The 10937-nt window shown below is 63.0% G+C and carries 10 protein-coding genes; 2 read left to right on the forward strand and 8 right to left on the reverse strand.

All coding sequences use genetic code 11. The annotated features are described in order from the left end of the window. Nucleotides 1–121 precede the first annotated feature (121 nt). The 5 genes from AC07OV_RS25510 to AC07OV_RS25530 all read right to left on the reverse strand — a co-directional run bounded on the left by AC07OV_RS25510 (nt 122) and on the right by AC07OV_RS25530 (nt 6072). Nucleotides 122–715, reverse strand: a complete 594-nt coding sequence (locus AC07OV_RS25510) for a nucleotidyltransferase family protein (RefSeq protein ID WP_495093221.1) — start codon at nt 713–715, stop codon at nt 122–124. Then, nucleotides 712–1698 (reverse strand): XdhC family protein, encoded by a 987-nt coding sequence (locus AC07OV_RS25515; protein ID WP_495093222.1) that lies wholly within the window; start codon nt 1696–1698, stop codon nt 712–714. Before AC07OV_RS25515 ends, AC07OV_RS25510 begins: the two co-directional genes overlap by 4 nt. After that, nucleotides 1698–4019: a xanthine dehydrogenase family protein molybdopterin-binding subunit gene (locus tag AC07OV_RS25520; RefSeq protein ID WP_495093223.1), complete on the reverse strand. Its 2322-nt coding sequence runs from the start codon at nt 4017–4019 to the stop codon at nt 1698–1700. Before AC07OV_RS25520 ends, AC07OV_RS25515 begins: the two co-directional genes overlap by 1 nt. Next, nucleotides 4016–4486: a (2Fe-2S)-binding protein gene (locus AC07OV_RS25525; RefSeq protein ID WP_176997933.1), complete on the reverse strand. Its 471-nt coding sequence runs from the start codon at nt 4484–4486 to the stop codon at nt 4016–4018. Before AC07OV_RS25525 ends, AC07OV_RS25520 begins: the two co-directional genes overlap by 4 nt. A gap of 254 nt (nt 4487–4740) precedes the next feature. Beyond that, complete coding sequence (locus tag AC07OV_RS25530) at nt 4741–6072, reverse strand: dicarboxylate/amino acid:cation symporter (RefSeq protein ID WP_495093224.1); 1332 nt, start codon at nt 6070–6072, stop codon at nt 4741–4743. 339 nt (nt 6073–6411) lie between these two features. Here AC07OV_RS25530 and AC07OV_RS25535 point away from each other — a divergent pair, with 339 nt between their 5' ends. After that, nucleotides 6412–7410 (forward strand): AraC family transcriptional regulator, encoded by a 999-nt coding sequence (locus AC07OV_RS25535; protein WP_495093225.1) that lies wholly within the window; start codon nt 6412–6414, stop codon nt 7408–7410. A 242-nt stretch (nt 7411–7652) separates the two neighbouring features. Here AC07OV_RS25535 and AC07OV_RS25540 read toward each other — a convergent pair whose 3' ends face one another. From AC07OV_RS25540 to AC07OV_RS25550, 3 genes are read right to left on the reverse strand one after another with little or no spacing between them, the layout of a single operon-like run. Continuing rightward, entirely contained in the window at nt 7653–8999 is a 1347-nt protein-coding gene (locus tag AC07OV_RS25540; RefSeq protein ID WP_494999144.1) for an ATP-binding protein, read from the reverse strand. After that, complete coding sequence (locus AC07OV_RS25545) at nt 8996–9673, reverse strand: response regulator (protein WP_010208358.1); 678 nt, start codon at nt 9671–9673, stop codon at nt 8996–8998. Before AC07OV_RS25545 ends, AC07OV_RS25540 begins: the two co-directional genes overlap by 4 nt. An 18-nt stretch (nt 9674–9691) precedes the next feature. Then, nucleotides 9692–10000, reverse strand: coding sequence for a hypothetical protein (locus AC07OV_RS25550; protein ID WP_176997937.1), 309 nt, complete (start codon nt 9998–10000; stop codon nt 9692–9694). A gap of 137 nt (nt 10001–10137) precedes the next feature. Here AC07OV_RS25550 and AC07OV_RS25555 point away from each other — a divergent pair, with 137 nt between their 5' ends. Then, entirely contained in the window at nt 10138–10854 is a 717-nt protein-coding gene (locus AC07OV_RS25555) for a 4'-phosphopantetheinyl transferase family protein (RefSeq protein WP_495093226.1), read from the forward strand. The last annotated feature ends 83 nt before the right edge of the window (nt 10855–10937 follow it).

Raw genomic sequence — 10937 nt, forward strand, 5'->3', positions numbered from 1 at the left:
CCCCCCCCCCCCCCCCCCCCCCCCCCCCCCCCCCCCCCCCCCCCCCCCCCCCCCCCCCCCCCCCCCCCCCCCCCCCCGCCCTCCTACAGGGTCGGGGACAATTCAGGACCTGGAGGGCAGTTCAGGAGGTGAGGGTGTAGCTCAAGAGGGAGGGCAAGTCGACATCCCACAACACGCCAGGATCATCCACTAGGATCTCCCTGACAGCGCCAGCGGCAAACAGCGACCGAGCGCCGCGATCACCCGCCAACGCCGTCAACCCCGGCCCGAACGCACGACCAAACGCCACGGGGTGACCATACTGCCCCGCCTGCACCGGGACGTGGATGCTATCCGCTTGCAGCCTCTCGACCACCTGCTCGATAGTCGACGACTGAATGAACGGCATGTCCCCCAGCACCACCAGCCATCCGCCTGCCGAACCACTGGCTGCCACTGCTGCAGCGATACTCTCGCCCATGCCGGCCGAGTGCAGCAGCAAGACCTCACAGCCATAGGCCTTGGCCAGGCGAATGACCTCCGTTCGTTCGGGCGACGTCACCAACAGACGCCGTGCCACGCACGCTGGCAAATTCGCAAGCACCTGCTCGATGACGGGCCGCGTCACACCATCCCGGCCGATGCAATCGGCCAGTAATTTATCCTTGCCCGCCCCCGCCTCGGCACGAAAACGACTGCCCTGCCCTGCGGCCATAACAATCGCCGTTACGGTCACTCGGCGACCACCGGCAACGGTTTTTTCTGCACCGCCGCCACGCCATTCTTGATCGCAACAATTTCCGCCATCAGCGACAAAGCGATTTCCGCCGGGGTGTGGCTGCCGATATACACGCCGATCGGCCCGTGCAGGCGCGCAATCGCCTCCGCCGACAGGCCGAGCTGCGCCAGGTTTTCCCGACGTTTCTGGCTGTTAACCCGCGACCCCAGCGCGCCAATGTAGAACGCCCTGGAATTCAATGCCGTGAGCAAGGCCATGTCATCCAGACGCGGGTCATGGGTCAGACAGACAATCGCGGTGCGTTCATCGGTCTGGATATTCAGCACCGCTTCATCCGGCATTCCCGGCACGAAGCGACCCTGCTGTTCCTCCCAACCGTAGACAAACTCTTCACGCGGGTCACAGATCAGCACATCAAAGTCCAGCAGCCGCGCCATCTCGGCGACATAACGCGACAGTTGCCCGGCACCGATCAACAACAGGCGCCAGCGCGGGCCATAAATGGCACGCAAGCGTTGGCCGTCAAAGCTCACCACATCCGTCTTGCTGGCATCGCTCAGGGTGACTTCACCGGTCGCCAGGTCCAGCTCCCGCGCGACGATCTGATGAGCCTCGCAACGCGCCAGCAGCTCAGCCACCCAGGCCCACTCCACCACCCGCTCTTCAGTCAGGCGCAACGTGCCGCCACACGGCAGCCCGAATCGGGCGGCCTCGTCGCGGGTCACGCCGTAGGTCACCAGTTGCACCGGTGGCCCGTCATCCGCCAGCCGACCGTCCTGCAGGCGCGCAATAAGGTCGTCCTCGATGCAACCGCCCGACACCGAGCCAATCACCACCCCATCGCCGCGCAGGGCCAGCATCGCCCCCGGCGGGCGCGGCGCACTGCCCCAGGTCTGCACCACGCTGTACAGCACCACCTGTTGCCCGGCGCGGCGCCACTCCAGCACGCTGCGCAAGACATTCAGATCCACGCTGTCCATCAGGCCTTCGCCTCTTGCCAGCCCTGCAACTGGTAACGTACCGGCAGGTTGCGGATACGCTTGCCGGTGGCGGCAAAGATCGCATTGCACAGCGCCGGCGCAATCGGCGGCACGCCGGGCTCACCAACGCCGCCCAACGGCACCTCGCCTTTGGGCGTCACCAAGTGCACCGCCACTTCCTTGGGCGCCAGCGACATGCGCGCCACCTCGTACATATGGAAGTTGTCCTGCTGGACCTTGCCATCCTTGAAGCTGATCTCGCCCAGCACCGCGTTGCCCAGACCCATCACACACGCGCCTTCAAACTGCGAGCGGATGCGCTCCGGGTTGATCTGCGGGCCGCAATCCACGGCAATATCGGCCTTGTGCACGATCAGCGTGCCATCACCCTTGACCTCAACCTCGATCACGGCCGCCACGTACGTCACAAAGCTGTAGTGCACCGCCAAGCCCAGGCCACGCCCCTTGGGCAACGTGCGCCCCCAGCCGGCCGCCTTGGCCGCGGTCTCCAGCACGCCGCGCAGGCGTGCGGTGTCGATCGGGTAGCGCTCGGGGGATTCGCCGTAGTTCCACTCATCGCTCAAGGTCTTGGGATCAATCTGACGGTCCGGCCCGAGCAACTTGAGCTGGTACTGCAGCGGATCCTGGCCAGCCTTGTGGGCCAACTCATCGACAAAGCTCTGGATCGCAAACCCGTGAGGGATGTTCGACACCGAACGGTACCAGCCGACACGGGTATGAGCCGCTGCTTCGGGATTTTCCAGGCGCACATTGGGAATCGCGTAGGCCATGTTGGTAAAGCCCATGCCCAGCTCAAAGGCCGCCTCGTGGTTCATGCCCGGCGCAAACAATGCGGTGATGCTCGGCGCCACGGTGCGGTGCAGCCAAGCCGACGGCAGGCCATCCTTGTTCAGGCCGGCCTTGAGGTACTCGGCCGACACGGTGTGGAAGTAGGAGTTGTGGATGTCATCTTCGCGGGTCCATTGCACGCGAACGGCTTTGCCCGGAAATTCCTTGGCCAGAACAGCGGCTTCGATGATGAAGTCGGGCTTGGATTTGCGCCCGAAGCCACCGCCCAGCAAGGTTACGTTGAAGGTCACGTTGTCGAACGGCAGGCCAAGGCGCTCGGCGATGCGCTCGCGGGTCACCTGCGGCGCCTGGCTGGGGCCCCAGGCCTGGCACTCACCTTTGTCGAAGCGCGCAATGGCGACCATCGGCTCCATTGGCGATTGCGACAGGTGCGGCAGGTAGTAGGCGGCTTCCAGGGTGCTATCGGCCTCGCCCATGGCCTGGTCGAGGGTGCCGGTGTTGCGCACCACTTTGCCCGGTTTCAAGGCGGCGGCCTCCAGCTCCTTGCGATAGTCGATGGAGTTGTAGCCGGCATTCACGCCGTCGTCCCAGACAATGCTCAGCGCCTCCCGGCCTTTGATCGCCGCCCAAGTGTTGCTGGCCACCACGGCCACACCGCCCAGGGGTTGGAACTCGGAAGGCAAGGGCCGGCTTTCGATTTCCAGCACTTTGATCACGCCCGGCACCTTCAACGCCGCCGTGGCATCGAAGGATTTGACCTTGCCGCCATACACTTTGGGCCGTGCGATGGTGGCGTAGAGCATGCCGTCAAAGTGCACGTCCGCGCCGTAGACCGCGCGCCCGTTGACGATGTCGGCGCCGTCGATGGCCTTGACGCCTTCCTTGCCGATATAACGGAATTCCGACGCTGGCTTGAGGCGCAAGCTGTCACGGGCAGGTACCGCCAGCGCACCGGCGGCGGCCGCCAGCTCGCCATACCCCAGCTCACGGCCGCTTGGCTGGTGAATCACTTTATGCAACTGCGCCCGGCATTCAGCCAGCGGCACTTTCCACTGATCGGCAGCCGCTTGTTCAAGCATCGCCCGAACGCTGGCGCCGCAGCGACGCATCGGCTCATACCAGTGGCGCATGCTGCGTGAGCCGTCGGTGTCCTGGTTGCCGTAGCGCACTTCGTCGCCCGGCGCCTGCTGGACTTTCACGTGCGCCCAATCGGCTTCCATTTCATCGGCCACCACCAGGCTCAGACTGGTGCGCACGCCCTGGCCCATCTCCGAACGGTTGCACACCACGGTCACTGTGCCGTCGGTGGCGATGCTGACGTACACCTTGGGGTCATCGATCAGCCCGTTGGGCATGGCGTCGCCGCCGTATTTCTTCACGGCATCGGCGGCGAATGCATCGGGCAGGCCCCAACTGGCGGCGATCACCAATGCGCCGGTGGCGCCCACACCTTTGAGGAAGCCACGGCGGCTGAGGTTATTCAGCACGAAATCAGCAGGTAACTGGCTCATGCCTTGGCCCCCTGCAGGTGGGTGGACGCCTGGCGGATCGCGGTCTTGATACGGTTGTAGGTGCCGCAACGGCAGATGTTGCCGACCATTGCCTCTTCGATCTGCTCATCGCTGGGGTTGGGGTTGGTTTTCAGCAAGGCGGTGGCCGACATGATCTGCCCGCCCTGGCAGTAGCCGCACTGGGCCACGGCGGTGTCCAGCCAGGCTTGCTGCACCACCTGGCCGATGGGATCGGTGTGCAGGTTGTCGATGGTGCTGATGGCCTGGCCTTTGACCGAGCCGATCGGGGTGATGCAACTGCGTGCCGGTGAGCCGTCGATGTGAATGGTGCAGGCGCCGCACAGGCCCATGCCGCAGCCGAACTTGGTGCCGTTGTAGCCCGCCACGTCGCGAATCGCCCACAGCAGCGGCATATCCTCGGTGACATCCAGTTGATGGTCTTGACCGTTGAGTTTCAGGGTAATCATGGGCACGCCCGCCTATTCACACTGCGTTGAGGGGCGAGCCATCTGGCGCAAAAAGGTCTTGCTGGTTCGGTGCGCGCAGATCGGCTCAGGCTGAGGAGGCTCTCTTGTGAAGACGGGTCTTCACCGGGCCTTTGATGGAGCATTTACTTAATGTAAACCAAAAAACCCGGGAGTGGCCGGGCAGAAACGCAAACGCCCCGAACAAGTCGGGGCGTTTGTGGGTAGCCGGGGCGTCAGTTCACGCCATCAGCGGCTTACTTGACGACAGGTGCAGGGCCTTCGGCCACGCCCAGGTCATCCAGCTCGCGGGTTTCGGAGATACCGGTACCGCCAGAGTCCAGCTCGCGCTGCAGCTTGTCGGTGTCCAGTTCCTTGACCCACTTGGCCACAACGATGGTGGCAACAGCGTTACCCACCAGGTTGGTCAGTGCGCGGGCTTCGGACATGAAGCGGTCGATACCCAGGATCAGCGCCAGGCCGGCAACCGGCAGGTGGCCCACGGCGGACAGGGTGGCAGCCAGTACGATGAAGCCCGAACCGGTCACGCCTGCAGCGCCTTTGGAGGACAGCAGCAGCACCAACAGCAGGGTGATCTGGTGGGTGATGTCCATGTGGGTGTCAGTCGCCTGGGCGATGAACACGGCAGCCATGGTCAGGTAGATCGAAGTACCGTCGAGGTTGAAGGAGTAGCCGGTTGGAATCACCAGGCCTACTACGGATTTCTTCGCGCCCAGACGCTCCATCTTGATCAGCATGCGTGGCAGTGCGGATTCGGAGGAGGAAGTACCCAGTACGATCAGCAACTCTTCACGGATGTAGCGAACCAGCTTCAACACGCTGAAACCGTGCGCGCGGCAGATGGCGCCCAGCACCACGACCACGAACAGGATGCAGGTGATGTAGAAGCAGATCATCAGCTGGCCCAGTTGCACCAGGGAACCTACACCGTAGGCGCCGATGGTGAACGCCATGGCGCCCAGGGCACCGATTGGCGCGAGCTTCATGATCATGTTGATGATGTTGAACATCACGTGGGCGAAGCGATCGATGAAGTCCAGTACCGGCTTGCCGTAGGCACCCAGGCGGTGCAGGGCGAAACCGAAGATCACCGAGAACATCAGTACTTGCAGGATGTCACCGTTGGCAAAGGCGCCGACGATGGTGTTCGGGATCACGTTGAGGATGAAGCCGACAACGCTCTGGTCCGCACCTTGAGTCACGTAGGTGGCGATTTTCGAGGCATCGAGCTTGGTAACGTCGATGTGCATGCCGGCGCCCGGCTCGATCACGTTGACCACGACCAGGCCTACCAGCAGGGCGATGGTGGAAACGATTTCGAAATACAGGAGCGCGTAGCCGCCGGTCTTGCCGACCGATTTCATGCTTTGCATGCCAGCGATGCCGCTGACAACGGTGCAGAAGATGATCGGGGCGATGACCATTTTGATCAGCTTGATAAAGCCGTCGCCCAGTGGCTTGAGGGCCACACCGGTCTGCGGGTAGAAGTGACCGAGCAAAATACCGATAACGATTGCAACGATCACCTGGAAATACAGGGATTTGTACAGTGGCTGACGAGTCGTCATTGCAAAGTTCCTCAATCGTCCCGTGTGGCAAAGATCCGCCATTGCCCACGACACTTGAATTGCGAACCCTCCTGCACTGGAGGGATTTGTTGTTTGCGAGGTCCTGGCGAGCAGGCCTGCGCTGTCATCTCTATCGCAAACGCCGTGCCACTTTCCTTAAAAATCCTGAAGGCCTTTAGACATCAGGGCTTGGGGTTTTCATCCACCTGCCAGCCCCCCAAACAGGGTGGCGGAATTCCGCCCGCTCGCCCAATCCTGTCCTACAAATTGGCGGATATCCGCCTTGTCGCCCCGGCAGGTGATGGCTAACATCCGCCACTCCATGGACGAGGCCCTCACATGCGTGAACGTACCATCGCCAGTCACTACGCCCGGGCCGCCCTCGGCGGTGCGCGCCGGGCCGGTTATGACTATTCGGGCCTGCTGCAGCAAGTGGGCATCCCCCCCGAGCTGCTGACCGAACCCCGCGCCCGCATTGCGCCGGAGCAATTTACCCGGCTGTTGCAAATGCTCTGGCTGGCGCTGGACGACGAATACCTGGGCTTCGCCGAGGGGCCGAGCAAACGCGGCACCTTCGCCATGATGTGCCACGCACTCATCCACTGCCGCACCTTGGAGAAGGCTCTGGAACGCGGCTTACTCTTTTATAGCCTATTCCCGCAGGGTCCGCGTTGGCACCTGACAAGAGAGGGCGACATGGCCCGATTGAGCCTGGACGACTCGCAACTGTGGGATCCGGATCACTTCCTCAGCGAATGCCTGCTGGTGATCTGGCATCGCTTGGGCAGTTGGCTGATCGGCCAGCGTATTCGCCTGAACCAGGCCACCTTCAGTTACCCGATGCCGGCCCACGCGGGCGAATATGACCTGCTGTTCCCCTGCCCCCAGGTGTTCGGCGCACCGAACAGCAGCCTCGTGTTTCCCAGCCGCTACCTGAGCCTGCCGCTGTTGCAGGACGAACGCACCCTCAAGCACTTTCTAGAGCGATCCCCCGCCGACCTGCTGTCGCGGCCGGATGAAGGCGACAGCCTGAGCAGCCAATTGCGCCGCCTGCTCAGCCGCGACCGCACGCCCTGGCCAGACCTGGAGGCCGTCGCCCAGCACCTGCACATCAGCCCGCAGACCCTGCGTCGGCATTTGCGTGAAGAAGGCACCAGCTTCCAGGCGCTCAAGGATGAGCTGCGGCGGGACATCGCCATCTACCATTTGGGGCGAGCGGATTTGTCGTTGCAGGAGATTGCCGAGCAGCTGGGGTTTTCCGAACCGTCGGCATTTCATCGGGCGTTCAAGAAGTGGACGGGGGTGACGCCGGGGGCGTATCGCGCGCAGGAGAGTTAGAGGTGTGTCGCCTGCACCGGCCTCTTCGCAGGCAAGCCAGCTCCCACAGGTGATGGGGCTCACCGTTCAAAATATGTGTGAATGCATTAACTGTAGGAGCTGGCTTGCCGGCGATGGCGTCAGATGAGTATTGATGCGAGTGACGCTTTCGCGAGCAAGCCCGCTCCCACACTTGAAGGGGTTCACAGTTCAAAATGTGGGAGCTGGCTTGCCTGCGATGAGGCCAGCACGGTCAATAGAGATCACACCGCCGGAAAATGAATCTTGAAGGCCGCCCCACCCAAAGGCGAATCCCCCAAGGTCAACCGTGCGCCGTAGCTCTCTATGATGTCCTTGACCACCGCCAGCCCGATCCCCTGCCCCGGGTGCTGGCGGTCCAGGCGTTCGCCGCGCTGCAGGATCCGCGCGCGCTGGTCGGGCGGTACGCCCGGGCCATCGTCTTCAATGCACAACTCGGAGCCCTCCAGGCTTTCCACCAGGCTGATGCGCACTTCGCTCAGGCACAGGCGGTAGGCGTTTTCCAGCAGGTTGCCGAGCATCTCAAGCAAGGCGCCCTTCTCTATCGGCACGTCGCAGTCCTCGGGCAGCTCGAAGGCTACGGTCACGCGCTTGTCGCGGTAGACCTTGTCCAGTGTGTCGCACAGGCTTTGCACCACCGGTTCCAGGCGCACCTGGTGGCGCACCAAGCCGCTCTTGCGCAGGCTCGCGCGCTGCAATTGATAGCCGATCTGCTGGCTCATGCGCTCGATCTGCGATTGCAGCACCCAGGCCTGGCCACGGTCTTCGGGGCGCTGGGCCATGTCCTCACTCACCCCCTGCAATACCGCCAACGGGGTTTTCAGGCTGTGGGCCAAGTCATCGAGGGAGTCACGATAACGCGCCCGTTGCTCGCGCTCGCTGTGCAGCAGGCGGTTGAGCGAGCCGGTCAGGCGCAGCAGCTCACGCGGGTGTTCCTCGGTGAGGCTTTCACGGGTGCCGCCTTCGATCTGGTCCAGTTCCTGGCTGAGGCGCCGCAGGGCTTGCAAGCCCCAGGTCAGGCCCAGCCACAACAGCGTCAATAGCACCAGCAAGGCGGCGCCGAACCCCAGGTAGAGGTTCTCACGCAGGCCTTCGAGGGTCAGTTGGTATTCACGCACCGGTTGCAGGGCGACGATACTGAACGCCGCGCTCTTGCCGCCCAGCAGCCTGACCTCGACGTCGTACACGAAGAATTCCTGGCCATTGGCCTCGCGGATCCGCGCAAACTCGTTGCCGCGCCCGTCATAGCGCGGCTTGTAGTTGATGTTTTCTTCCTGGGTGGCGCGCGAACGCCACACCAGGTGGCCTTCGCGGTCGTAGATATAGCCGAGCAAGCGGCTATCGGTGAGGTTGAAGCGTTCGTCCGGCAACTGCGCCGGCATCAGCAGGCGGTTGTTTTCAACGCGTGCCGCTGAAATCAGCGTGGTGACATCCGACGCCAGGCGCTGCTCGATGGAATCCTGCAGCGCCAGGCTGAACGCCCCTTGCATGGCCGGTAACAAACCGAGCATGAACAACACGGCCAGGGTGGCGGCCGCCAACATCAAGCGCACACGAAGCGAGCGAATCAACGGCAGCGCTCATTGAACAGGTAGCCCAGGCCACGCACGGTATCGATCGGCTTGAACCCGGCCGGGCCTTCCAGCTTGCGACGCAGGCGGCCGACCAACACTTCGATGACATTCGGATCACGCTCGTCATCGTCAGGGTAAAGCTGTTCCATCAGGCGGTCCTTGGCGACCACCTGCTGATGGTGGCGCATCAGGTATTCGAGAATGCGGTACTCGTACGCGGTCAACGCCAGAGGCTGTTCATCCAGGGACGCCTGCTTGCGGTTGAGGTCCAGCAGCAACGGGCCGGCGACGATGGTCGACTGGGTGAAACCGCTGGAACGGCGTAGCAAGGCGTTCATCCGCGCCTCCAGCTCTTCGAATTGGAACGGCTTGACCACATAGTCGTCCGCACCGGCGGCCAGGCCTTCGACCTTGTCCTGCCAGTTGCCACGGGCGGTAAGGATCAGGATCGGGAAAGTCTTGGCCTGTGTGCGCAGTTGGCGGATCAGGTCCAGGCCGCCCATGCCGGGCAGGCCCAGGTCGATGATCGCCAGGTCATGGTTGAATTGCCCGGTCTGGTACAAGGCTTCTTCGGCGTTGGCCACGGCTTCGACCACATGCCCGCTGTCGGTCAGGCGGGTAAACAGGTGATGACGCAGCAACGCCTCATCTTCTACCACCAGCAATTTCATAAGGCTCTCCAAGGCGATTCAACTGTCCGACAGAGGGATATCATAGCGGCCCTGCAGGTCTTGCGGGCGCAGTTTAATGCCATTGTATTGGCCCGTCAGGTGTTCATAGCCGGTACGGTAGGCCGGTTGCGGCGTGGCAAGGCCCAGGGACTGGCCCCAGGGCGCGGCCTGGCTGCCCACCTCTTCAAAGCTGACACGCTGGATCAACGTGCTGGATTTCTTGGTTTTCTCGCTACCGAATGCCGCGAAGGCACCGTCGGACGCCTGGACGCCGGCAGTGGCACTGAGCATGGATAACGCCAACATCAGCTTTTTGATCGCAGTCATGGGGCTTACCTCTACGCGTTTTGGCTGTAGGGCCAGACTACGCAGGCGCCCCTGAACTCCCCCTGAACGGGCTCTGAACCGCGCCTGAACCGCTACGGGCTATCCTCCGGCGCGCCACCTGAAGCAAAATAGTACCCATGACGCCCCTACCCGCTTGCTGCACCCCACTCGACGCCCATTGGCCGCTGCCCGACCCCTTGCCCGGTACGGTGTTCCTCAGCACCCGCTTCGACCCCACCCTGCTCGCGCAGGGCGACTTCCTTCGCTGCGCCGTGCTGCCGCCGGCCAGCATTCAGCGCTCAGTAGCCAAGCGCCAGGCCGAATTCCTCGCCGGCCGCCTGTGCGCCCGCGCAGCCCTGCAACAGCTCGATCAACTGGATTGCGTGCCCGCTATAGGCGACGACCGCGCGCCGGTCTGGCCGGCCCATATCAGCGGTTCCATCACCCACAGCACCGGGCACGCGGCAGCGATTGTCGGGCACAAGACGCAGTGGCGCGGGCTGGGGATGGACCTGGAGAATGTGCTAAGCCTGGAACGGGCGGAGCGCCTGGCAGGGGAAATTCTGACGGCTGATGAGCTGCAACGCATGGCCAGCGTGCCGCGTGAGCAGATTGCTCTAGTGGTGACGCTGACGTTTTCGGTGAAGGAGAGTTTGTTCAAGGCGCTCTACCCGATTGTGCAGAAGCGCTTTTACTTTGAGCATGCCGAGGTGGTGGAGTGGTCGGCGTCGGGCCGGGTGCGGTTGCGACTACTGACGGACTTGTCCGAAGAATGGTGCCATGGCAAGGAATTGGTGGGGCAGTTTGCGGTGGACGGGGAGCAGTTGTTGAGTTTGGTGGCCATCAGCGCCTGATGAATCGCGATCGCCGGCAAGCCGGGCTCCTCCAATTGGCTCGGAAGGCATTCCCCCTTAGGGATCCGATCTTCTGTGATTCT

Source organism: Pseudomonas sp. GW821-FHT09A09, assembly GCF_059418405.1.